Source organism: Novosphingobium aquae (assembly GCF_037572715.1).
GTDB lineage: Bacteria > Pseudomonadota > Alphaproteobacteria > Sphingomonadales > Sphingomonadaceae > Novosphingobium > Novosphingobium aquae.
On record NZ_JBBHJY010000013.1, the window covers coordinates 19,947 to 43,932 of the forward strand.

Here is a 23,986-nt window from a genome sequence, read left to right on the forward strand (position 1 = left end):
TGGAGAATCTAGAGTATTCCCGTTTCAGGGAGAAAAGTGCGATGATTCGGTCAATGGCTTATCTTGGGCTGACCACGCCCAACGTGGCGGAATGGCGCGGCTTCGGTTCCGATATTCTGGGACTTCATCGCATTGATGACGGCGCCGATGGCGCGGCGCGGTTCCGCATGGACGATGCCGATTGCCGCCTGTGGGTTCATCCTGGTGAGCAGAACGACATTGCCTATATTGGCTGGGCCCTGTCCGCTGAGTCCGAGGTTCTCGACCTGAAATCCGTGATCGAGGCAGCCGGTCTGGTGTTGACCAAGGCCAGCACGGATGACGCGGCGGCGCGTCGCGTCGCAGGCTATTACTGGTTCATCGATCCTCTGGGCTTCCGCCATGAACTCGCCTGGGGGCAGTTCGTGTCGCCTGGCACGTTCTTCCCCGGCCGGCCAATGAGCGGGTTCAAGACCGGCGATCAAGGCATGGGCCATATCGTCCTGCTGGTTCCCGACCTGCACGCAGCAGACCGCTTTTACCGCGACGTCATGGGGTTTAACCAGTCGGACCGCATCACCGATGGCGGGCGCGAGCTGCTGTTCTATCACTGCAATGGCCGCCACCATTCGCTCGCCATTGGCTGCCCTGCGCCGGGACTGCGCGGTGCGCATCATCTGATGCTTGAAGTCAATTCGCTCGATGACGTCGGCATCGCGTTCGATCGCTGCTTCGAACGGGACGTGCCGGTCAGCAAGTCGATTGGCTGCCACACCAACGACCGCATGGTCTCGACCTATATCTTTTCACCTTCGGTCCTGCGGATCGAATACGGATTTGGCGGCATTGCCATCGACGATCTGTGGGAGCCCAAAAGCTACAGCCGCACGTCGATCTGGGGCCACAAGGAACTCCGACCCGATCTGCCGCCTGCGATGATCATTGGAAATTAGAATAACCCGCGCCGGGTCACTTCGGCGCCAGACCGACCACCGAAAAGCAGCCGGACGCCGGCAATGAAACGAGAGGACATCACCATGCAGGTCACCAAGATAGCCGCAGCAGGGGAAGCTGAAATTGCCAGTGTCGCCGATGTCCGCGCGCGGATCGAAGCCGCCATGCCGATCCTGGCCGAAGAGTCTCTGGCCTGCGATTCCTTGGGCAAGCTGACGCCGAAGACTTACGAAATCCTGCGCGACAGCGGCATTATCCGCATCTTCCAACCCAAAAAATACGGCGGCCTGGAAGGCGATCCGGTTGAATTTGCCCGGCTGATCATGGATCTTGCGGCCAATGCCCCGTCAGCCGGTTGGGTCTGCGGCGTGGTCGGGCTGCACAGCTTTGAATTCGCCCAGACCGATCCGCGTCTGCAGGAAGAAGTCTGGGGCACGGACGTCGATACCTGGACCGCATCGCCTTACGCGATGCTGGGCAAGGCCACGCCGGTTGAAGGCGGCTGGCGGCTGACCGGGCGCTGGCCCTTTTCCTCGGGCACCGATAACTGCGACTGGGCGGTGGTCGGAGTCATGACCGAAGCGGAGCCGGGTTCGGGCGAGTTCACCGTTCCGCACCACTTCATCATGCCCCGCAGTGACTACCAGATACATCAAGACAGCTGGGACACGATGGGCCTGCGCGGCACCGGGTCCAAGGACATCGAGGCGAAGGACGTGTTCGTCCCCGATTACCGCGTGCTCAACGTGCAAAAGCTCAATGCGCGCGATTACCACCGCGCCAACCAGCCCGAATCGCGGCTCTATGAGGTGCCGTTCGATTACCTGTTCCCCGGAGTGATCTCGGCATCAACCATCGGCATCGCCGAGGGTGTGGTGCGGCGCTATCAGGAATATGCGGCAGAGCGCGTCAATCGCGGCGGCATCAAATCGATCGACAACCCATATCAGATGGCCGCGCTGGGCTCGGCGCTGGCCGACATCGAGGCTTCGCGCCTGCAACTGCTCGACGGTCTGCAGAAGGCCTATGACATCGCCATGGCCGGGGGCACCGTGCCCAATGCCCTCCAGCACGAAGCACGCCGCAACCAGGTGCGCGCCGTGCGCCGCGCCGCCGATGCTGCGCGCGCCGTGTTCGATACGGTCGGCGGCAATGTGGCGCGCACGTCCAGCCCGATCCAGCGGTTCTATCGCGACGTGTCGGTGGCCATGTGCCACGCCTGCAACGTCGACGAACCGGTCTATGCCGCGCAGGCCGCCTTCATGTTTGGCAAGCCCGTGCCCCGCGGCGTGATCGTCTGATCCATGCAGGGGGACGCAGGAGCGGCGCCGGGTGAAATCGACCGGGATGTGCTGGATCAGTGGCGCGCGCATCACCTTGCGCCGCTGTGGCTCAGCCCCACCGCACACCGCCCGCCCGCGCCCCCGCAGGAAGCGCATCTTTGGGAATGGGCTAAGACCCGGCCCTTGCTGGAACACGCCTTCACCGCGACCTCGCCGGATGCGGTGGAGCGGCGCGTGTTGCAATACCTGACGCCCTATTCGAAGGGGCCCGAGGACGAATATACCGTCGGCACAATGCTGGCCTGTGTGCAGTGCCTGCTACCAGGCGAAACGGCGCGCCCGCACCGCCATTCGATGGGGGCACTGCGCCTTGTGCTGGAAGGCAGCGGAGCAACCACCTTCGTCAACGGCAAGCCGTGCCCGATGGAATATGGTGACCTGATCCTGACTCCGGCCTGGTGCTGGCATGAACACCACCACGAAGGCGATGCGCCGGTGCTGTGGCTAGATGCGCTGGACGTGCCGCTACACAGCTATCTAGGCACGGGCAAGTTCCAGCCGCCGCCGGTGAAGGACATGCCCGAAACGCTGCCTGATGCGGCGCTCTCGGCGGTCGGCTTCCTGCCGGCGGAAGGCGTGCCAGCTGCACGCCATTCGCCAATGTTCCGCTATCCCTATGTCGAGGCGCAGAAAGCGCTGGCTTCCACGCCGCCTGCAGCCGACGGATCGCGCACTATCTGGTATTCCAACCCGGCGACCGGCGAACAGGCGCAAGCCTTGCTCGACTGCACGATGACGGCGCTGGAACCAGGCCGGTCCACCGCGCCTCGCCGCAGCAATGCTAGCGCGGTTTGCCAGGTGGTGGCGGGATCGGGCCGCTCGCGGATTGGCGACAAGGTGATCGAGTGGGGCGAGAAAGACTTCTTCACGATCCCACAAGGCAATTTCGCCAGCCACGAGGCGACCAGCGCCGAGGCGCACCTGTTCATGCTGTCTGACCGCGATGTCATGCGCCGGCTCGGCATCCTGAACGAAGAAATGGCCTAAACGGGATCGGCGACGACGATGAAAATTGCACTTTACGACGATGGCAAGCTGGGGCTGGTGCAGAACGGCATGGTCCACGATGTCAGTGCTGCGTTGGCCGTGCTGCCGGCAGCCGACAAGCCATGGATGGCCGAGCGGGGCGACCCACTGATCCGCCATCTGGAACAGTTGCAACCGGCCATCCTTGCGGCACTGCCGGGATCATCGGCCAAGCCAGTGGCCGAAGCGCGGTTTCTTTCCCCGGTCCAGCGACCGTCAAAGATCATCGGCGTTCCGGTGAACTATCACGAACATGTGGCGGAGGCGGAAACCGACGTCGCGACCTTTTCCGACCGGTTCCGGGGCAGCATCGAACAGCAGGGCTTTTTCCTGAAAGCGGTCAGCGCGCTGGTCGGGCCGGGCGAGGGGATCGCCCTGCGCTTCCCGGACCGCCGCAACGATCACGAGATGGAACTTGGCGTGGTCATCGGCCACACCGCCAGCAATATCGGCGTGGACGAGGCACTGTCGGTGATCGCCGGCTATGCCATCGCGCTCGACATGGTGGTGCGCGGACCTGAAGACCGCAGCTTGCGCAAGTCCGGAGACAGCTTTGCCGTGCTTGGCCCATGGCTGGTTTCGGCGGACGAGGTGGCCGATCCGCAAGCGCTGGATTTCTTCCTGCAGGTCAATGGGGAACTGCGGCAGGCGTCGAACACGTCGCGCATGATCATGACCATTGCCGAACAGATCGCCTATGCCTCGCGGTTCTACACATTGCTGCCGGGCGACATCATCATGACCGGCACATGCGAAGGCGTGGGTCCGGTTACGCCGGGCGATACCATCACCTGCGGCATTGCCGGCGTGGCCGACATGACCGTCGCCATCCATCCCGCCTTTGCCGATAAAAGGGTCCTGAAGTGAGCAAGTTGCAGCTTTCCGTCGCGGTCGGCAATTATGACCGTTGCCGCCCCTTGTTTGATGGCGATGTCCAGATTGACGGGGTCGATCCGGTCTTCATGCGCCTCTCGCCGGAGGAGATCTTCTTCCGCGCGTTCCGGCAGGCCGAATTCGATATCTGCGAACTGTCGCTGTCATCCTCGACCGTGAAGGCGGCCAACGGCACGCTGCCTTATGTCGGCGTACCGGCGTTCCTGTCGCGCATGTTCCGCCATTCCGCGTTCTATGTCCGCAAGGACCGGATCAAGCGCCCCGAAGACCTCAAGGGCAAGAAGGTTGGCTTGCCCGAATACCAGTTGACCGCGATGGTCTGGATCCGGGCATTTCTGGAACAGGATTACGGCGTATCGCCGGAAGACATCACCTGGGTGCGCGGCGGCATCTCCGATGCGGACCGGCCCGAAAAGATCAAGCTGGACCTGCCGGCAGGAATCCGGTTGATTGACGCGCCGGAAGGCAAGACGATTTCCCAACTGCTCGCCGAGGGCGAGATCGACGGCTACATCGCCCCGCGCGCACCGGACCTGCCCGCAGGCACACCCAATATTGGCTGGCTGTTCGACGACCCGATGGTCGAGGCGATGTCCTATTACCAGCGGCGCCAGATCTTCCCGATCATGCACATCGTCGGCGTGCGCCGCAGCATTGCCGATGCCCACCCATGGTTGCCCGGCGCGGTGCTCAAGGCGTTCACGCAGGCCAAGGACCAGTGCCTGGAGCACTTGCGTGAGACGTCCGCCTGCAAGATCACGATGCCCTTCGTGGACGAGCGCCTGCATGCCGACATGGCGCTGATGGGTGAGGATTTCTGGACCTACGGAATCGAAAAGAACCGCCACGTTCTGGAGGACTTCTTTGCCCAGCATCACCGGCAGGGACTGTCTTCGCGGCTGGTGACGCCCGAAGACCTGTTCCATCCGGCGACGTTTGAGCAATTCACGATCTGAGAGTTTGGCGGCGACCTCAGGCAGTCAGTTCGCGAACCCGAACTCGGCTGCAATCGCCTCTGCATCGGCGTTAAGCATGGGCGGCGGCGGCGGATCGTCGCGGCGGGTGCCGTCGATCCGGATCGGGCTCTTGATGCCGATAACCTCGCCCATGCCCGGATGTACCATGCGAGCGAACGTGCCAAGGTGGCGCACCTGCGGATCATCTGCCACTTCGTCCACCCGGTTGACCTGTGCGCCGGGCACGCCTTCTGCCGCCAGTCGTTCGGCCCATTCAGCGCGCGGACGGGCGGCGAACGTGTCCAACAGGATGGCCCGCAGCTCAGTGTAATTTTTCGTGCGTGCGGCCGGGGTGGCAAAGCGTTCGTCCGCTGCCAGATCGGGGCGCTCGATGGCCTTGAGCAGGCCTTCCCAGAATTTCTGCACGGACGAGAAGTGGACCGTGACCAGCAATCCGTCGCTGGCCCGCAGGGTATAGGCCTGCGAGATCCGCACCCGCGTTTCGGGACCAGAGACGATCCCGGCCCGGCTGTGCTGGGAAAAGGCATCGGGAATGAACGAGATTGCCGCTTCCAGCATGTTCACCTCGACATGCCCACCCGTGCCGGTCCCGGTGCGGCGCAGCAGAGCGCCGAGGATTCCTTGCGCCGCGTACATGCCGGTGATGTTGTCGGCGATGGTCGGGCCGGACATCCGGGGGTCTTCCGAGTCGAGCAGCAAGGACGCCAGACCTGACAGCGCCAGCGGCACGCTGTCATAGGCAGGGCGGTCCTTGTAGGGTCCATCCGCTCCGAACCCGGTGATCGACGCGCGGATCAGGCGCGGGTTGAGCGCAAGTAGCGCATCGTTGCCCAGACCCATCTTTTCCATCACGCCGGGTCGGAAATTCTCCAGCACCACGTCAGCGCGCTCCAGCAGGCGTCGCAGATTCGCCAGACCACCGGGCGAGCGCAGGTCAAGCTGTACGCTTTCCTTGCCGCGATTGTAGGCCACGAAGGGCGGGCTGTAGCGACCGCCGCCGTGGGCGCGAAACGGATCACCGGTCTCCGGCAGTTCCACCTTGATCACTCGCGCGCCCATGTCAGAAAGCATCATCCCGGCCAGCGGCGCGGTCACCATGGTGCCCAGCTCGACGACCAGCAGGTTGTCCAGGACTCCGGCCATTACAGGCCCGCGTTCTTGAGGATCGAACGCGCCATGGTGGTCTTCAGCACTTCCGTCGGCCCTTCGGTGATGCGGAAGCTGCGCAGGTCGCGCCAATAGCGCTCCAGCGGGGTTTCGCGCGTCAGTCCCATGCCGCCGTGCAGCTGGAGGCAATCGTCAATCACCTTGAAGCCGCTTTCGACCCCGGTGATCTTGGCCATGAATGTTTCGACCCGCGCGTCCTGACCAAGGTCGAGCTTGGCAGCCGCATCGTGGACCATAAGCCGCGTTGCGTGCAGTGCCATGTAGCCATCGGCCAGCATCCATTGCACGCCCTGCCGGTCCGCCAGCAGCGCGCCAAAGGTCTTGCGCTGCTTCACATAGGCCGCAGTCATTTCCAGACAGCGCGCCATGGCACCGCACGAATGGGCCCCATGTCGGATACGGCCGTGGTTGATGTAATTCTGCGCGAGCGAAAAGCCCATGCCTTCGCCGCCGATCAGGTTTTCGGCGGGAACTTCGGCATCCTCGAAGATGATTTCGTAGGGGGTGTCGCCCATCATCGTCATTTCCGCCGGGCCGATCGAGACGCCCGGCGTGGCCATATCGACGATGAAGCAGGAAATGCCCCCGCGCGCGCGCTTTTCCGGGTCGGTCACGGCCATGACCTGCGCGAAGTCGGCGGTGGCTGCCTTGGTGATGTAACGCTTGGTGCCGGTGATTTTCCAGCCGCTCTCCGTCCGCACCGCGCGGGTGCGCATCGAGGCCGGGTCAGACCCCGCGTCCGGCTCGGTCTGGGCGAAGCAGGCCTTTCGTTCACCGCGCAGCACCGGCATCAGGTACCTTTCGCGCATATCGCCCTGCAGCGAGAGCAGGATGGGGCCAATGGTGGGCCCGAAGATCGCGTGATCGCGGGCCGAAACGGCGGTGGTGCGGGCGATTTCCTCCCAGAAGATCGCCAGCGCCAGAAGACCCAGGTCGGCGCCGCCCAGCTCTGCGGGCACGTCCATCAGCCAGAAGCCGGCGGCCTGCGCCTTGGCTGCAACAGCGGCTTCGACATCGGCCGGCAGCTTGCCGTCGATCGACACATGCCGTTCCATTGGCCGCAGCTCCCGGTCCACGAACCGGCGGATCGAATCCCGGAACTGGACCAGTTCTTCCGGCAGGTTATGGTCGGGCATGGTTTCGTACATGACTTGGGGCATTCTCCAGACGGCGAGGCCGGTTCGGTCAAAGGGCAGCGATCAGGAAACGGCTTCGTTGACCTGCTTGGGCATGTGTGCGTCGTGCGGCAGGCGCTTCCACTGCTTGCCGGGCAGACCCTGCTCGATGGCTTCCATCTCGCGCCAGTAAACGCGGCGCAGGGTGACGATACCCATGTCCGAACGGCCCAGCTTTTCCTGCGTGCGGTCAACAATCGTGCCCTGCCCCACGGCGGCGACATAGTCCTGCGCTGAGGTCAGTTGGACCAGCTTGTCGTCCGGCATCTTGTTTTCGAAGAACAGTGCGTCGTGGTGGTCGGCCGGGTTGTATTCCGAATACTGCTCGAAATAGTCGCGGATGCGGGTGTCGGTCGCCGGATCGGTCGACGGGATCGAATAGATCAGGAACCGCATGGTGTTCTCGTCGTCCACCGGGGTCATCCACACGCCCACGTCGACCCACGGGTCGTCGGCTTCCAGCGTCGGATGCGAGATGTGGTTGTTGTTGGGGAAGGTCCAGTCCGACACGCGCGTCGAGCCGGCGGAGCGCACGGCGGTCTGGCGGATGCCGGCGTCGGTTTCCTCGTACGACAGTTCCGGAATGGTCGAGGCGACGACCTTGCCGAACGAGCCGACGTTGCCCCAGTGGTGGACAAAGCTGACATGGACCGCATCAAGTGAGTTTTCGACCTGTTGCAGCCAGTTGCACGGCCAGGTTTCCAGCCGCGCGAATTGCAGTGCGCCGGGGCGCTCGAACACGGACTTGCGCGGCAGTTCGAATTCCGGTGCTTCGCCTTCGCCCATATAGGCAAAGATCAGTCCCGAGTATTCGTGCGTAGGATAGCTTACCACGCGGATCGGCGGGGGTTTCGTGTCCGGTTCTGCTGGGCGGTGGGTGCACTGACCGGTGCCATCGAATTGCCAGCCATGATAGAGGCAGCGGATCTCGTCGCCATCGACCCAGCCGTTAGCCAGCAGGGTCAGGCGGTGAGGGCAATATCCGCCGACGAGGTAGGCCTTGCCGCTGTCGCCGCGATAGAGAGTCAGGGTTTCGCCCATGACCTTCACAGTCTTGGCCTTGTTTGCCTCAAGCGCCTGAGAAATGGCGACCGGCTGCCAGAACTTGCGCAGCAGCTTGCCCATCGATGTATCCGCGCCGGTCAGGGGCAGCTGACGCAGGCGTTCATTCATAGGCTTGGGGGTGGGAGCATCGCTCATGGTCAATTCTCCTGACTGATCGGATCGGATTGCCCGCTGGCTGTGGGAGGCTCGGGGATGAGCTTCTCCTGCGTTTCGCCAAAGCGGGTGATGTGGGTCTTTGCCACGAAGTCGCGGATGTTGGCGCCGGAGTGATCGCCGGGCGTCCAGGTGGGATATTTGTGCCGCAGCCCGGCATCGACGGGGATGTCGATCCCGGTGATGATCGCCGCTTCGTCAGAGGCCAGAAATACGGTGGCCCAGGCCAGGTCCGATGCGCGCGGGAAACGTCCCAGCGGCAGCATTTTGAGGTAGTCGTCGCGCGAATAGAACCCGCCGCGTTCAGGGCGCTGCCATTCGGGATCGAGAACTTCGTCGCGCATCAGCGTCCACAGCTGGTGCTCCATCGAACAAGGGGTGACCGTGTTCACGCGGATGCCATATTGCGCCAGATCCATCGCTGCCGAGCGCGCGAAGCTGAGCAGCGCGGCCTTGGACGAAGTGTAGGCAGTCGCATCCGCTTCTCCGAAGTGGGCGGCGGTGGACAGCAGGTGAATGATCGATCCACCGTGCCCGCCGTCGATCATCGCCTTCGCCGTGTAACGCGTGGTGAGAAGTCCGGCGGTGGGGAAGCTCAGGACGGATTCGTTCCAGTCGTCCATGTCCATGTCGAGCAAATGGCAAAAGTGCACTCTCCCTGCCATGTTCACCGCAATGTCGACCCGGCCATAAGTCTGCACCGTTTCTGCCACGATCCGGCGGACATCGGCCTCTATCGTGGCATTGCCCTGCACGGCATGGGCGGTGAAGCCTCTGGTGCGGATGAAGTCGACGGTTTCCTCGGCAGCGGCGAGGCTGATGTCGGAAACCACCACCTTGGCGCCTTCACGCGCCAGAAAGTGGGCAATGGTGCCACCGATATTCGGCCCAGCGCCGAAAACGATCGCAACCTTGTTTGCCAGCCTGTCCATCCTCGCCCCTCGAAATCTGTTCTGCACGAATCAGGACCTGCCGGTTCGTGCTGAAGGTTGTTTGTTCAATCGCGTGGCCCAGCGAAATAGGCGCGGACCGGGCGTCCGTAGACTGGACAGGCCCGGGCCACGCTTTTCAGGACGTGGGTTTGCCGCCGCCCGGTTCCGGAGTTGTCACGGCCAATGTCTTGCGGAAGCTCTCCGGTGCGAACAGGATCGCCACGATCGATATGGCGCACAGTACAATGAAGAACAGGCCTACCTTGGTCGGATCGGTTCCGCCGCCGCGCATCAGCAGCCAGGTGGCGACGAGCGGCGCGAAACCGGCGCTGATCGTCGAGCCGATCTGGAACGTCACCGCCATGCCGCTGTAGCGGATATCGGCGGCGAACTTCTCTCCCAGCCAGGCACTTATCGGACCGCCCATCATCGCGTGGATAACCGGGTTGGCCAGAGCCAGACCCAGCAGCAGGCCCCAGGCGCTGCCCATCGTCAGCAGGTGGAAGATCGGGAAGATCAGGACCATCCCGGCCAAGGCCCCAGCCAACATCACCGGTTTGCGTCCGATCCGGTCGGACAGGATGGCAAAGGCGGGGATCGCGAAAATGTGGATCACATTGACGAGCGTCAGCAGTCCCAGCGCGGTCGACTGTGCGTGTCCGCCAACGTTGATCGCGTAGTTGATCATGAATGTTGCCGTCAGCGTGGTCATGGCGAGGCAAGCCAGGCTGCCGAGAACGCCGTTGAGCAAGGGGCCGGGATAGCGCCGCAGGACGACCAGCAAGGGGATCTCCTGCTTCTGCTGGGGCTCCGCCTTGCGGGCTTTCTGCATTGCCAGGAAGTCCGGCGTTTCTTCCACCGAATGACGCAACCAGGCGGCCAGCGCGACCAGTACCGCGCTCAGCAGGAAGGGAATGCGCCAGCCCCAGGTCAGAAACTGCGACTGCTCCATCGCCGCGAAGGGCATCAGCGCCAGTGTGGCCAAAACCGCACCCGACGGCGCGCCGGAACCGACGATGGAGGCCGCAAAGCCCCGCGATTTCTTGCCCGCATGTTCCATCGAAAGCAGCGTTGCGCCGGCCCATTCGCCGCCAACGGCAAAACCCTGAATCAGCCGCAACACGACCAGCGCCATCGGTGCAGCCATTCCGATCATTGTGTAAGAGGGCAGCAATCCCATGAGGAAGCTCGACACGCCCATCAGGTAGAGCGTCACCATCAGCATCTTCTTGCGGCCGATCCGATCGCCATAATGGCCAAAGAAGATCGCACCGAGCGGCCGCGCGACATAGCCGACCGCCAATGTGGCGAACGAAGCCAGCGTCGCGACTTTGGGATCGAGCGCGAAAAAGACCTTCGGAAAGACCAGCGTTGCCGCGATGCCGTAGAGCAGGAAGTCATAGTATTCGACCGCCGAACCCAGATAACTCGACCACATGGCGCGGCGGCGCATGATCGAAGCCTGCGGCTGATCTGCCGGTTGCGTCATTACTCTGTTCCTTCTCCCATCGCCAAAACCTGCCTGCGTCTGGCCCGGTCACCGGCATCGTATTTTTATTGAACCATCATTCTGGAACCTGCTATCGTCATTACACGTTCAGGGGTGTCTGTCACCTGAAGTCTAGGGTTTTCGGAGCGGCGTTCCGGGCTTTGGGCCAGCGCAGAGGGTCACTTCTAACGAAAAAACATCAAGGCGTCCGAAATTCGGACATGGGTAAGGGAGAAGGATATCATGGTCGAACCGACCTTCGAAAGCACCAGCAAACAGCTGCGCACCAAGAACTGGGACATCCATTACAACGAGTGCGGATCGGGACATCCGCTGGTACTCGTCCATGGTGGCGGACCGGGCGCTTCGGGTTGGAGCAACTACAACCCCAACATTCCTTACCTGTCGAAGTTCTTCCGGGTTCTGGCGGTCGATCTTCCCGGTTGGGGCCGCTCGCAGCCGGTCGCCTATGAGAACCGAGACAACTCCAGCGCCTTGGCTGAAATGCTCGACACCCTCGGAATCAAGCGGGCCGCAGTTGTCGGCAATTCGATGGGCGGGGCATCGGTTATCCGCCTCGCCTATGAGCGACCGGACCTCGTCTCACACCTCATGACCATGGGATCGCCCTCGGGCGCGCCGGGGATGTTCGAACCGGCGGGGCTGAGCGAAGGGGTCAAGGTGCTTGAGCGCGCCTATTTCGAACCCAGTTTCGAGACGATCCGCGCTCTGACCAACATCATGACCTTCGACACCTCGAATGTAACCGACGAACTGATCCAGGAACGGTTGAACAACACGCTGGCCCAGAAGGCTCATGTCGACAACTGGATCGGCGGGCACGGCAAGGGGCCGATGGTGCGCCTGCATCAGGAACAGATCCCATCAATCGCCGCGCCGACGCTGTTGATGCACGGCCGAGATGACCGGGTCACCCACTTTACCCATGCCATCCGACTGGCCGGCATGATCCGCAATTCGCGCGTGCTGATTGTCAATCGTTGCGGCCACTGGTTGCAGCTTGAACATGCCACAGAATTCAATTCGATGGTCCACCGTTTCGTGGAAAACAATCCGGACGGTTGAACCGGCGACCCGATCGATTAGCGGGCGCGCATCATCGCCAGACTAATGGTATGATGCGCGCCCGGCGCTTGCGATAGTGGATAAGAACAGGACCTTGAACAGGGGCATAGCGGGAGAGGACAGGCGTAATGGCCATAGACGCGCGGCTACTGACCGTGATCGAGGCGATCAACAATCTGGGGATCTGCACGGTCGTGGACTTGCACAGGGCAACCGGCATCTCGCGCCCGGCGGTGCACCGGATCGTCGATAATCTGTGCAGCTTTGGCTATGTTGAGCGGGTCGATGGGCACAGCTCGGTCCGGTTGACCTCGCAGATCCTTGCGCTCAGCGCAGGCTACAAGTCCGAAGATCGGATGGCCGAACAGGCGATGCCGGTGCTCCAGCAATTGCAGAAGCGGATCCGGTGGCCGCATACCTTTTCCACCCCGGTATCCGACATGATGGTGATCCAGGCGACCACCCGGCACCACAACCCATTCGTGTTCGACCAGGGGCGGACGGGGCTGCGCCTGCCTATACTGTCGACTGCCACCGGCTGCGTCTACCTGGCGCACTGCGGGGCAGAGGAACGCGAGGCGATTCTGGCGCGGCTGCAGGCGCACCATGTCCGCGACGAGACGTTCGATCTGACCTTTGACGACATGTTGACCGCCGCGCGCGACCGGATAGCAATTGCGGCGCAAAAGGGTTTCGCCTTGCGGTCGGGCGGCGTTCCCGAGCGAACGACGACCATCGCCGTGCCCGTGATCGTCTTCTCAACTGCGGTGGGGGCGCTGTGCACCACGTTTCCCACATCAGCCATGGCGCTGGAGGAAGCCTGCAACAAATACGTTCCCGAACTGCAGGCCGCCGCCGACAGCATCGCAGCCCTGTTCGAGAAGTAGGCGGCGGGCGGGGTCAGAACGCGTCTAGGGGGGATTCCGCCAGCGCGATCAGGCTGATCCCTGCCATCCGCAGATAGCCGGGCAAGGTATCGCCCGATGCGTTCATGATCAGATTGCCATCGGCGCAGACCAGCGTGAACTTGCCCATCTGAAATGCTCGGTCCGGACAGCGTTCCTGGATGTCTGTTGGCAGGGTCTGGCGATACCATTCGGTATATTCTTCCATCACTGCCTTTCGCAGATCGAGAAAGCGCTGGCGGGACACCTGTTCGCGCACCGATTGATCGACGCTGAGGATCACCCCCAGCCGCCAGAAGTCCTGCGTGATCAGCGCCTCGCTTTCCGGAGCGTTGCAATAGATTCGTTCAAGGTGCTTGCGCGTGGATTCCCCCGGCAGCGGGCGGCGCTTGCGATGGAAGCCTTCAAGCCATTCGCGGCTCTGGTCCATCAGCGAGGCGAACAGGATGTCCTTGCTTTCGAAATGCCAATAAACGCTGCCGGTAGGCAGCTGCGCTTTCAAAGACACGCGCGGGATAGTTGTGCCTTGGTAGCCGTATTCTTGTGCAACCTGCAGTGTCGCCTCGAGGATCTTCTGCCGGTTGGCGGCCGAGGTGCGGTGTTCCCCGCGCGGCCGTTCCCGCTTTTTGGTTTCAGTGCTCATCTCAACTCCCTCGAACGGCAAGATATTACTGTTCAGCCATGCCATGGCAATGGCAAGGCGGCGCATAGGCGGGCATGTCGCTTATCGCTCGCGGAGCGTGTCCTTGGCGAGTGCCAGAAAGGCAGAGCGTTCACCTGGGGTCAGGTTCCCCAAAATTGCCGTCTGAATATCGCGGACGATGGGTAGGAGTCGTTCGAAGGTGGTCTCTCCTTCGGGCGTCAGCCGTAGGACGCGGGCGCGGCGATCGGCGTCGTTGACGGCGCGCTCGACCAGCCCCTTGGCGACCAGCCGGTTGATCACTTCGCCGATGGTCGGCCGGTCATAGGCGATCAGGCCGGCCACACCGGCCTGATCAATTCCGGGGTTGGCTCTGATCGCATCAAGCGCGGCGAACTGCACCGACGTGATGTCGAACCCAGCACCGCGCGTGCGGGCGGTGTAAACCTGAGTCGAATGCTGGTGCAGCCTGCGGATCAGGTGGCCAGCCATATCGAGTGCCTGCATCGCAAAACCCCTGCCGCGCGCGGGGACTGCCGGGCGGTTCGATCCCGGGTAGCCCAATCCTGACGACTTAGAAAGTTCACTTATCATTTCGATTGACAGGAAATAATAAGTACACATATTAAAATCCATTACGCGGCAAGACTCAGGGTTCGTGGGCAGATGCGGGGAGAGTGGTGATGCAGTTTCATCTTAACGGGTTCCGTCCGGGCGATCCCGATGTTCAGGCCCCCGCGCCGGACCTGCGCGACCGTTCCGCTCCGCTGCCGGAAACCATCGACGTGCTGATCGCCGGTTGCGGCCCGGCGGGCCTGTGCCTAGCCGCGCAACTCTCTTGTGAGCCGTCGATTCGCACCATGATTGTCGAGCCGAAACTGGCGCCGATGGAAAAGGGCCAGGCCGACGGGATCAATGTGCGCTCGATGGAGATGTTCCAGGCCTTCGGCTTCGCTGACAAGGTGAAGCGGGAATCGGTGTGGATCAATGAGACCACATTCTGGAGCCCGGACCCTGAAAACCCGGGGCAGATCCGCCGCGTCGGGCGGGTGCAGGACGTTGCCGACGGCCTGAGCGAGATGCCGCATGTGCTGATCAATCAGGCCCGCGTGCACGACCTGTTTCTCGACGTCATGAGAAATTCGCCGACTCGGCTGGAGCCTGACTATGGCTTGATGGTCGCAGATCTGGTGGTCGATCCAGCGGCACAGGACTATCCCGTCACGGTCACGCTGGAACATACCTCGCCGGGCCGCGAGGGTGAGCGCGAGACGATCCGCGCGCGCTATGTGATCGGCTGCGACGGCGCGCGTTCGGCCGTTCGTCAGGCGATTGGCGGCGCGCTACACGGCGATACCGCGCATCAGGCCTGGGGCGTGATGGACATTCTGGCGGTGACCGATTTCCCTGATTACAGGATGAAGGCGATCATCCAGTCCGAAGGCGAAGGGACGATCCTGTTCCTCCCGCGTGAGGGCGGATACCTCGTCCGGCTCTATGTTGAACTGGACAAGTTGGCCGACAACGAGCGCGTTGCGGATCGCGGTATGGGGGTTGATGACATCATCGCCAAGGCCAAGAGAATCCTTGCACCGCACAGCCTCGAGGTGAAGGAGGTGGTGTGGTGGTCGATCTATGAAATCGGGCACCGCCTGACCGACCGGTTTGACGATGTGCCTGCCGATCAGGCCAGCACGCGATCACCGCGCGTAATGCTGGCCGGGGACGCCTGTCACACCCACAGCCCGAAGGCGGGGCAGGGCATGAACGTATCGATGGGCGATGCCTTCAACCTTGGCTGGAAAATGCGGGCAGTGCTGACCGGCCGCGCCGCGCCCGCGCTGCTTCACAGCTATACCGCCGAACGCCGCGCGGCCGCCAAAAGCCTCGTCGATTTCGATCACCGCTGGTCGCGCATGGTTGGTAGCCGGGCGGAAGATGACAGCGAAAGCGCTATGCCGCGTGTCCAGCGCGAATTCATTGCCAATGGCGAATTCACCGCCGGGCTGACCGTGTGCTACGAAGCCTCTCCCTTGACCGGTTCGGGGCAACACCAGTCGCTTGCGCCGGGCTTCCCTATTGGCAAGCGGCTTCATTCCGCGCCGGTGATCCGGCTGGCTGATGCGATGCCGATGCAGCTCGGCCACGCGATCGACGCTGACGGGCGCTGGCGGATCTTCGTGTTCGCCGGGCAGGACGATAGCGGTCAGCCAGATGCTCCAACCGCACGGCTCTGCCAGTTCCTCGAAGCGGCGGAGACGTCGCCGGTGTGCCGCTTTACCCGGCCGGACGAGGACATCGACGCCGTGATCGACGTCCGCGCGGTGTTCCAGCAAGGTTTTCGCGATCTGGACTGCTCTTCGATGCCGTCGCTGCTGCGGCCGCACAAGGGTCGCTACGGCCTGTGCGATTTTGAAAAGGTTTTCTGCGCCGATTTGAAAGGCGGGGATGACATCTTTGCCATGCGCAGGATCGACCGCAGTCAGGGCTGCATGGTTGTGGTGCGCCCGGACCAATATGTCGCGGAAATTCTGCCGCTCGATGATTACGAAGGAATTGCGGACTTTTTCGAAGGCTCCTTTTTGCTTGTTTGACTTCAGGCGGGTCAGTTTTCGGGTGGGAGGTTAGAGATGGCGAGCACCATGATTTCACCGACAGATTCCCGGGCTTTCCGGGACGTAATGGGGTGCTGTCCTACCAGTGTCGCGGTAATCACCGCTCAAAAAGGGGATGACCGCTTCGGCATGGTCGTGGGTACGTTTACTTCCATTTCGCTCGACCCGCCCCTGGTCGGGTTTTTCCCCGGAAGAGAATCCCGCACTTGGCGCAAGATTGAGGAAACCGGCCGGTTCTGTGCGAACGTGCTTTCGGACGTGCAGGCGTCCGTCAGTAGGACGTTCGCGTCAAACATCGAGCACAAATTTGCCGGGATCTCGCTTGGTCTCAGCCCGGGGGGACTTCCGCTTTTGAATGGCATTGCAGCCTGGGTTGAATGCAGCATCGAATCTGTTCAAGAGGTCGGAGATCACTTCATGGTAGTTGGCGCCGTGGAGGCAATGGGGCAGGGCACCGGGTCGCCGCTTGTGTTTCTTAAGGGTAGCTATTTTGCTCCGAATGTGATTGAGCCGATCTAATTTAATGCTCGCGGTTGCGGTCCGACTGACAGCACCGCGATCGGTGAACATCACCAATTCGCACAGCTGACAGTTTTGCCTGGCTGGTGAGTTTTGCGTTTCCCATCATACTTTGAGTGCTGTCGGACTGACAGAACCAGCAACCTGACAGCGCCGAACCAAGCCATTGGCATCCGGCATCTGCTGCCGTTGCCATGCGCCCTGAGAGAATCGCGTTGCACATCGGATCACCGCCACATAGTCTGCGCGGATGGGCAGTCGGGTAATAGCAGGACTGGTCGGCATGGTGCCGGCCTTCATAGCGAGCGCAGCACAGGCGCAGAGCGGGTATGATCCGGCTGGCTCGGGACCAATTGTCGGAGCAGTTGCCTGGATTCAGGGCACTTTGCTGGGAACGGTTGCGACCGTGGTCGCAGTGATCGCAGTTGCTGTGGTTGGTTTCATGATGCTGAGCGGGCGGATGAATTGGCGCTATGGAGCCACCGTGATTCTCGGCTGTTTTATCCTGTTCGGTGCCGCCAGCATCGTCGCGGGAATTCAGTCCGCCGCCGCGGTCGGGCAATAGGCTGAAAACAGGATGAGCAACGGCCTTTCGCGTGATCCTCTTTTCGTTGCGCTCACCCGGCCGCAGATGTTTGCAGGGGTTACCTACACCTACTTCGTGATAAACGGCGTCGTTTCGACTGAATTCTTCCTGATCTTCAGGTCGGCATGGGTCATCCTGTTTGCTGCCGTGGTCCATCTGATGGGATTTGTCGTTTGCGTCCGCGAGCCGCGTATGTTCGATCTCTGGCTGACCCGCGCAAGCCGTTGCCCGCGCGTGCGTAATTACCGATTCTGGCGATGCAATTCCTACCGCGCATGAACCGTAGCAAGCCACTGTTCGAAAACGAACAGTCTGCTGGCAGCAGGCTACCCTATGCTGCCCATGTCAACGACCGGGTCCTGCGCCTTCGGGATGGCACGTTGATGCTGGGGATCTGGCTCGGCGGGTTCCTGTTCGAGACCGCGGAAAGCGAAGAGATCAATTATCGCAAGAACCTGCGCGACGCGATGCTGCGCGCCATCGGTTCTTCGCGCTATGCCGTCTATCACCATGTCGTCCGCCGGCGGCTGGAAAGCGGGACAGAGGGGACTTTCCCCGACAGCTTTACCCGCGATCTGGATGCAAGCTGGCAAGCCCGGCTCGCGTCACGAAAGCTGTTTGGCAACGAGCTGTTTCTCACCTTGATCCGCCGTCCGGCACAAGGCCGGGCCGGGGCCGCTGACTGGTTGACCGGCCTGTTCGGCAAGGCGGGCGGCGCTGAAGAGGCCGGAGCAAGGCTCGCGGGCGAATGTCGCGCTCTGGAAGCGGCTGGCGAGCAGCTGATGGCTGCGCTTTCCGGATACCGTCCCAGGATGCTTACGGCATACGAAACTCCCGCCGGTCCGTGCTCGGAACTGCTCGAACTGCTTTCCACGCTCTACAACGGAGAGCTGCGACCGGTCCGGCTGCCCTTCGGTGATGCCGGAGAATGCCTGCCTTACCGGCGCGTTAGTTTCGGGCTCGACACACTGGAACTTGGCCCCACCGCCAAGGCGCCGGCCAGTCTGGCGGCCATGGTGTCGATCAAGGACTACCCCGGCGAAACGTCGCCGGGCATGCTTGACGACCTTGCGCGCATTCCGGTCGAGATGGTTGTCACGCAGAGCTTCGCCTTCGTCGATCGCCAGTCCAGCCTTGGCCGCATGAATCTGGCCTTGCGGCGGATGCGGGCCTCTGATGACGAGGCGCTCAGCCTGCGCGACGAACTGGCTCAGGCCAAGGACAATGTCGCCGCCGGCCGGGCAGCCTTCGGAGAGCACCACCTTACGGTCATGGTGCGCGGGAGCAGCCAGTCTGAGGTCGATGCCGGGGTTGCCGAGGTACAGGCCGCGCTGACTGATATGGGCATAATTTCCGTGCGCGAGGACATTGGGCTGGAGCCGGCGTTCTGGGCGCAGTTCCCCGGCAATTTCCGGTTCATCGCGCGCCGGGCGATGATTGGTTCAGGCAATTTCGCCAGTCTCGCCAGCAACCACAATTTTCCGCTCGGCCAGCCGACAGGAAATTTCTGGGGCGACGCGGTAACGGTTCTGGAGACGACCGCCGCCGGGCCCTATCACTTCAACTTCCATCGAGGAGATCTTGGCAATTTCACGGTCATCGGGCCCTCGGGCTCCGGCAAGACGGTGATCGTCAATTTCCTGTTGGCCCAGGCCCGCAGGTTCAACCCGCGCATTGTCTTTTTCGACAAGGACCGGGGAGCGGAACTGTTCATCCGGGCGATCGGCGGGGTCTACGATGTGCTGCGACCAGGCACGCCAAGCCGTCTCAATCCACTTCAGATGGCCGATTCTGCCGAAAACCGCCGTTTCCTGATGCAGTGGGTGGCGCAGCTCGCGGGGAGCGACGGTCGAACGCTGGGCCCCGATGAGCTTCGCCAGATCAAGGAAGCGGTCGACGCAAGCTTTGCTGCGCCCCCCGCGTTCCGCCGTTTGCGCACCTTTGTCGAACTGCTGCGAGGCGGGCACCGGCCCACTGCGGACGATCTCTATTCATGTATGAGGCCCTGGTGGGGCGACGGCGAGCATGCCTGGCTGTTCGACAATGCCGAAGATGCGGTTGACCTGTCGAACCATGCGGTTGGCTTCGACATGACGCGGATTCTCGATGATCCGATGCTCCGTACGCCGGCGATGATGTATCTGTTCCAGCGGGTGGATGAACGGCTCGATGGGACACCGTCGATCATCGTTGTCGATGAAGGCTGGAAGGCGCTCGATGACGAAATCTTTGTCCAGCGCATCCGCGATTGGGAAAAGACCATCCGCAAACGTAACGGGATCGTCGGCTTCGTCACGCAAAATGCCGAGGATGCGCTGTCCAGCCGGATTTCGTCGGCCATTGTCGAACAGACAGCGACCCAGATCTTCACGGCAAACCCCAAGGCGGCACTGGAGGACTATGTCACGGGCTTCGGGCTGACCCGGCACGAACTCGACCTCGTGCGAAATCTGCCCGACTCCTCGCGCTGTTTCCTGGTCAAGCACGGGAACGAAAGCGTTGTCGCCAGACTTAACCTGACGGGTGAGGATGATCTGTTGACCGTGCTGTCAGGCCGCGAACGTTCGGTGCGCCTGTTCGATGAGATCCGCAGCCGCACCGGTGATGATCCGGCGCTGTGGCTGCCCGAACTCGTCAAGGTGGCCTGATGCAGGTCTGCGCCGCCTTCGACCCGCTGGGACCCTATGTCGGCAATGTCGTTGCTTACGCCGACTGTCAGACGCTTTCGCTGGGCGAGGCTGGCTTCCGGGCGCTGGGATACGGCTCGCCTTTCGGCACGGCACTGACCGGATTGCTGACGATATACGTGGCGTTGATTGGTTACCGTTTGCTGATGGGAAGCGACATCACCATCCACAATACGCTGTCCGTCGCGCTGCGGCTTGGCATTGTCGTGGCCCTGGCGACGCAGTGGTCTGCCTATCGCGTGCTGGTTTTCGACGTGGCAACCAAGGTGCCGCAGGAACTGGCAACCACGATGCTGGGGCAGGCCGGACTGGCCAGCCAGGACATATCGAGCCTGACCAGCCGGATTGACGGCGTGCGGTCCGCACTCGAAGAGGCCGGGCAGGCCTCTGTGACATCCCAGCCCGGCGCAGCCCCGCAGGCGCCGCCGATTGCTGGCCAGCCAGCCCTCGGCAGCGGCGCGGCAGCAGTCTCCCAGACGGCGAACGCAAGTCCGCAGCCCGCACCTGAAATCAGCGGATCGATTGCTGTCGGGACACTGGCGATCACGGCTCTGGCGGGCTTGCTTTCGGTGCGTGTGCCCATGGCGTTGCTGCTGGCGCTTGGCCCGGTGTTTATCGCTTTCCTGTTGTTTGATGGCACGCGCGGCCTGTTCAACAGCTGGGTAAGGGGGCTGGCGGGTACCGTGATCGGCGCCCTTGCCGTGCCGGCCGTGCTCGCGCTCGAACTGGCGATAATCGAGCCGCAAGTGCTGGCGCTGCGCGATCTGGTCACTGCGCGTGAGTCGCTTGGCTCCTTGCCACTCGAAATTCTCGCGACAACCGGGATATTCGCGCTTGTGATGCTCGCGGCCTTGGCAGCTGCAATCCGGGCGGCCACAGGGTTTCGCCTGCCATCACATTGGTGGCGCAGCGGGTTCCTGCCAGCACAAAGACAAATGCCGCAGACCTCGCCATCGCTTGCCATCGGTGCTGCCGGCAATGGCGGCGCGCGCGAATTCCGTGACCGGGCGCAGCGCGTTGCCGATGCCGCACAAGCGCTCGACTGGCGCGATTTGCGCCTGCGCGAAGAAGGAGACAATCGGCGCCCGTCCCCACCGGCGGCGGGCTCGCTGGCTTCCAGGCGCGAAACGGACCGCATCCAGGTTGCGCAACCGCTGGGCCAATCGGGCCGGCGTTCCACTCGCCGCACTTCTTCCGGAGCAATCCGCCGGGACGGACTGACATGACCGACAACGATTCCGATACCCCGGCCGACGACCGCGAGGTCTATTATGCCGAGGCGCGCAGCTGGGCACTCGACAGCCAGGCCAGCAGTGAACGATCACGGCGGATCGCGTGGATCGTTGCAGCGATTGCCATGACTGTCGCCTTGCTTGAGGCGCTGGCCCTGGTCGCTCTGGCTCCCATCAAGACGGTAGTGCCTTATACGGTGATGGTCGATCGCACGACCGGTTATGTCCAGACGCTCAGCGGCAACCAGCCGCAGCAGGTCAAGCCGCAGGCAGCCCTCTCGCAGTCAATGCTCGCGCAATATGTCATCGCGCGTGAAACCTTCGATATCAACAGCCTGGCCGATCAGTACCGCAAGGTGGCGCTGTGGTCGGGCGAAGAAGCGCGGCGCGACTATCTGGCGCTGATGCCGATCAGCAACCCGCAGAGCCCGATCAACATATTCCCGCGGGCGAGCCTGGTGACAACAACGATTTCAAGCGTCTCGATGACCGGTGCGGATACGGCACAGGTGCGCTTCATCACCGAAAGGCGCGATCAGCCTCAGGGAGCAGGTGTCCGTTCCTACTGGGTGGGCGTGCTGCGATTCCGCTATGCCGGTGAGCCGATGTCGGTCGAGGACCGACTGGTGAACCCACTGGGCTTTCAGGTGGTGAGTTATCGCCGCGATCAGGAAGCCGTGCCGCAGACGCTAGCACCGCCGCTCGCCCAGCCTGCGGCCCCTGTGCAGTCCGCGCTTCCTGCGCAGCCGGGCAATGCGGCTCCGGTGCAGCGTCGGGGAACCATGTGAAGATTAATCCCGCCCGGTTGAATGTCATTGCAGCAGTGCTGGCCGTGCTGGCTGTGCCCGCGTCGGCTGAAATCGTCCCCATACCGGGCGAAGGCGATCCCCATATCCAAACTGTGGCTTACGATCCGCTGCAAGTCGTCGCGCTCCGGGTGGCGAGCGGATATGCCGTTACGGTGCGCTTCTCTCCGGACGAGCGGATCGAGACCGTCAGTGTGGGCGATCCGGGCAGCTGGCAGGTGCAGGCAAACCGCCGTGCAGACAATCTGGTGATCAAGCCCGTTGGCCCTGCCTTGCCGACCAACCTGACCGTAATCACCGACCAGCGCAGCTACAGTTTTGCCCTCTATGGTGCCATCACCGCGGGTGACATGCAGCCGTTCATCGTGACCTTCACCTATCCCATGCAGCCCGTCCCGCCGGGCGAAGCGAAAGTGACCGAAGAAAGGCGTTACCATCTGCGGGGCGAGATGCAGCTGAGGCCGGCGTTCCTGACCGATGATGGTGCCTTCACGTCAATGAAGTGGCCTGCGGGCGCTGCCATGCCTGCGGTCTACAGTCAGGATGCCAAGGGAAACCTTGCGCTGGTCAACGGGGCAATGCGCGATGGCGGCTATGTGATCGAAGGCGTGCATGACCGGCTGGTCTTCGTACTGGGCAAGGCCCGGGCCAGCGCCACGCGGATCGGAGCGGACAGGGCAAGATGACCGAACAAGCGAGCATGAACCCACGCGAAGAAATGCCCAGCCGGGAAATCCGGCCCGGAATTGCCCTGCCGCGCGAAATGATCCCATCCTGGCTGATTGTTGCACTGGCCGTGGTTCTGGGGATCGCCCTGATCCTCTATATCGAAGCGAACCGGGAGGCGAGGCAGAATGAGGGCATTCTGGCCGGCAAGGAAGCCGTAAAGCTGCCATCGCCGCCGCCGCCGTTGATCGTTCCCCCGGCCTTGCCTCCGGCCCAGGCCGTTGTCATCGGACCTGCGCCGGTGCCTGTTGCGGCCGTGCCCCTGCCTCCGGCCATCGTCCGGGTGCGGGACCGCGATCAGCCGCGCATCGAATGGCCTGCACCAATGCTGCCTCCGCAAGAGCGGCCGCGCGGGGCGGAACCGGCGCTGGTGGCCGATTTCACCAGCGGCAGCGGCGTGGCTGTGAATGGTGCCGCAGGGGCCGACGCAGCAGGTGCCGATGATGCCGTGCGGGCCACCTTGATTCGCAACCGGGCGTCGATCATTCCGCAAGGTGCAATCATCGCCGCCGTGCTTGAAACGCCGCTCAACTCCGACCGGCCTGGCCTTGCCCGGGCCATTGTTTCGCAGGATTCCCGAGGGTTTGACGGCAGCCGTGTGCTGATCCCTCGCGGCAGCAGGCTGATTGGTGAATTCAAGGCGGAAACCGGACCGGGTTTGCGCCGGATTCTGGTGACATGGACCCGGCTGATCCGGCCCGACGGCGTAGCAATCCGGATCGGCTCGCCGGTGACCGATGCTATGGGCGGCGCCGGCGTTCCGGGCTCGGTCAACACCCATTTCGCCGCTCGCTTCGCCAGCGCAGTGCTGCAATCGGCACTGATGTTGGGCGTGAATGCCGCCTCGCAGTGGCAGAACAATGGCAGTTCGATCTATGTCGGAGTACCCGGACAGATGGCCCAGGTCGGGCAGGACCTGATCCCCGACACCAAGCGTCCGCCGACCGTCAAGGTGCGCGAGGGCGCACAGATCGCGGTGCTTGTGGCGCGCGATCTTGATTTCGGCGGAACGCCGGCGGTGCGTTAGGCG

Annotated in this window: 23 protein-coding genes; 16 read left to right on the top strand and 7 right to left on the bottom strand. The window is 62.7% G+C overall.

Annotated elements, in window-relative coordinates; translation table 11 throughout:
• Positions 1-41 precede the first annotated feature (41 nt).
• The 5 genes from WG900_RS19245 to WG900_RS19265 all read left to right on the top strand — a co-directional run bounded on the left by WG900_RS19245 (position 42) and on the right by WG900_RS19265 (position 5,152).
• Entirely contained in the window at positions 42-932 is an 891-nt protein-coding gene (locus tag WG900_RS19245; RefSeq protein WP_339969859.1) for a VOC family protein, read from the top strand.
• A 63-nt stretch (positions 933-995) separates the two neighbouring features.
• A complete protein-coding gene (locus tag WG900_RS19250; protein WP_339969861.1) occupies positions 996-2,234 on the top strand; it encodes an acyl-CoA dehydrogenase family protein in 1,239 nt (412 codons plus the stop codon).
• 3 nt (positions 2,235-2,237) lie between these two features.
• Positions 2,238-3,263 carry a cupin domain-containing protein gene (locus WG900_RS19255; protein WP_339969863.1) on the top strand — a complete coding sequence of 342 codons (1,026 nt, stop codon included), beginning with the start codon at positions 2,238-2,240 and terminating at the stop codon, positions 3,261-3,263.
• Positions 3,264-3,281: 18 nt separating this feature from the next.
• On the top strand, positions 3,282-4,169 hold the full coding sequence (locus WG900_RS19260; RefSeq protein ID WP_339969865.1) for a fumarylacetoacetate hydrolase family protein: 888 nt from the start codon (positions 3,282-3,284) through the stop codon (positions 4,167-4,169).
• On the top strand, positions 4,166-5,152 hold the full coding sequence (locus tag WG900_RS19265) for an ABC transporter substrate-binding protein (protein ID WP_339969867.1): 987 nt from the start codon (positions 4,166-4,168) through the stop codon (positions 5,150-5,152). Before WG900_RS19260 ends, WG900_RS19265 begins: the two co-directional genes overlap by 4 nt.
• Positions 5,153-5,176: 24 nt before the next feature.
• On the opposite strand, the gene WG900_RS19270 is transcribed toward WG900_RS19265, so the two are convergent.
• From WG900_RS19270 to WG900_RS19290, 5 genes are all read right to left on the bottom strand, one after another.
• On the bottom strand, positions 5,177-6,316 hold the full coding sequence (locus tag WG900_RS19270; RefSeq protein WP_339969869.1) for a CaiB/BaiF CoA transferase family protein: 1,140 nt from the start codon (positions 6,314-6,316) through the stop codon (positions 5,177-5,179).
• Positions 6,316-7,500, bottom strand: a complete 1,185-nt coding sequence (locus WG900_RS19275) for an acyl-CoA dehydrogenase family protein (RefSeq protein WP_339969870.1) — start codon at positions 7,498-7,500, stop codon at positions 6,316-6,318. Before WG900_RS19275 ends, WG900_RS19270 begins: the two co-directional genes overlap by 1 nt.
• A gap of 39 nt (positions 7,501-7,539) precedes the next feature.
• On the bottom strand, positions 7,540-8,715 hold the full coding sequence (locus WG900_RS19280) for a Rieske 2Fe-2S domain-containing protein (protein ID WP_339969872.1): 1,176 nt from the start codon (positions 8,713-8,715) through the stop codon (positions 7,540-7,542).
• Between the two features lie 2 nt (positions 8,716-8,717).
• Positions 8,718-9,665, bottom strand: coding sequence for an SDR family NAD(P)-dependent oxidoreductase (locus WG900_RS19285; RefSeq protein ID WP_339969874.1), 948 nt, complete (start codon positions 9,663-9,665; stop codon positions 8,718-8,720).
• A 136-nt stretch (positions 9,666-9,801) separates the two neighbouring features.
• Positions 9,802-11,154 carry an MFS transporter gene (locus tag WG900_RS19290; RefSeq protein ID WP_339969876.1) on the bottom strand — a complete coding sequence of 451 codons (1,353 nt, stop codon included), beginning with the start codon at positions 11,152-11,154 and terminating at the stop codon, positions 9,802-9,804.
• Between the two features lie 243 nt (positions 11,155-11,397).
• Here WG900_RS19290 and WG900_RS19295 point away from each other — a divergent pair, with 243 nt between their 5' ends.
• Positions 11,398-12,240, top strand: coding sequence for an alpha/beta fold hydrolase (locus tag WG900_RS19295; protein WP_339969878.1), 843 nt, complete (start codon positions 11,398-11,400; stop codon positions 12,238-12,240).
• A 128-nt stretch (positions 12,241-12,368) separates the two neighbouring features.
• The gene (locus WG900_RS19300) at positions 12,369-13,127 is read left to right on the top strand and encodes an IclR family transcriptional regulator domain-containing protein (RefSeq protein ID WP_339969880.1); all 759 of its coding nucleotides are present in this window, start codon (positions 12,369-12,371) and stop codon (positions 13,125-13,127) included.
• 13 nt (positions 13,128-13,140) lie between these two features.
• On the opposite strand, the gene WG900_RS19305 is transcribed toward WG900_RS19300, so the two are convergent.
• A complete protein-coding gene (locus WG900_RS19305; RefSeq protein ID WP_339969882.1) occupies positions 13,141-13,833 on the bottom strand; it encodes a TetR/AcrR family transcriptional regulator in 693 nt (230 codons plus the stop codon).
• Positions 13,834-13,869: 36 nt separating this feature from the next.
• Positions 13,870-14,292, bottom strand: coding sequence for a MarR family winged helix-turn-helix transcriptional regulator (locus WG900_RS19310; RefSeq protein ID WP_339969883.1), 423 nt, complete (start codon positions 14,290-14,292; stop codon positions 13,870-13,872).
• 176 nt (positions 14,293-14,468) lie between these two features.
• On the opposite strand from WG900_RS19310, the gene WG900_RS19315 reads away from it, so the two are divergent.
• The 9 genes from WG900_RS19315 to WG900_RS19355 all read left to right on the top strand — a co-directional run bounded on the left by WG900_RS19315 (position 14,469) and on the right by WG900_RS19355 (position 23,983).
• Positions 14,469-16,379: an FAD-binding monooxygenase gene (locus WG900_RS19315; RefSeq protein ID WP_339969885.1), complete on the top strand. Its 1,911-nt coding sequence runs from the start codon at positions 14,469-14,471 to the stop codon at positions 16,377-16,379.
• A 36-nt stretch (positions 16,380-16,415) separates the two neighbouring features.
• Entirely contained in the window at positions 16,416-16,919 is a 504-nt protein-coding gene (locus tag WG900_RS19320) for a flavin reductase family protein (RefSeq protein ID WP_339969887.1), read from the top strand.
• A gap of 250 nt (positions 16,920-17,169) precedes the next feature.
• Positions 17,170-17,484 carry a TrbC/VirB2 family protein gene (locus WG900_RS19325; protein WP_339969888.1) on the top strand — a complete coding sequence of 105 codons (315 nt, stop codon included), beginning with the start codon at positions 17,170-17,172 and terminating at the stop codon, positions 17,482-17,484.
• Positions 17,485-17,496: 12 nt separating this feature from the next.
• The gene (locus WG900_RS19330) at positions 17,497-17,784 is read left to right on the top strand and encodes a VirB3 family type IV secretion system protein (protein ID WP_339969890.1); all 288 of its coding nucleotides are present in this window, start codon (positions 17,497-17,499) and stop codon (positions 17,782-17,784) included.
• Complete coding sequence (locus WG900_RS19335; protein WP_339969892.1) at positions 17,763-20,153, top strand: VirB4 family type IV secretion/conjugal transfer ATPase; 2,391 nt, start codon at positions 17,763-17,765, stop codon at positions 20,151-20,153. The genes WG900_RS19330 and WG900_RS19335 overlap by 22 nt, the downstream gene beginning before the upstream one ends.
• A complete protein-coding gene (locus WG900_RS19340; protein ID WP_339969894.1) occupies positions 20,153-21,418 on the top strand; it encodes a TrbL/VirB6 family protein in 1,266 nt (421 codons plus the stop codon). The genes WG900_RS19335 and WG900_RS19340 overlap by 1 nt, the downstream gene beginning before the upstream one ends.
• A complete protein-coding gene (locus WG900_RS19345) occupies positions 21,415-22,212 on the top strand; it encodes a VirB8 family type IV secretion system protein (protein WP_339969896.1) in 798 nt (265 codons plus the stop codon). Before WG900_RS19340 ends, WG900_RS19345 begins: the two co-directional genes overlap by 4 nt.
• On the top strand, positions 22,209-22,916 hold the full coding sequence (locus WG900_RS19350) for a TrbG/VirB9 family P-type conjugative transfer protein (RefSeq protein ID WP_339969898.1): 708 nt from the start codon (positions 22,209-22,211) through the stop codon (positions 22,914-22,916). Before WG900_RS19345 ends, WG900_RS19350 begins: the two co-directional genes overlap by 4 nt.
• Entirely contained in the window at positions 22,913-23,983 is a 1,071-nt protein-coding gene (locus tag WG900_RS19355; protein ID WP_339969900.1) for a TraB/TrbI/VirB10 family type IV secretion system protein, read from the top strand. Before WG900_RS19350 ends, WG900_RS19355 begins: the two co-directional genes overlap by 4 nt.
• Positions 23,984-23,986: the final 3 nt, after the last annotated feature.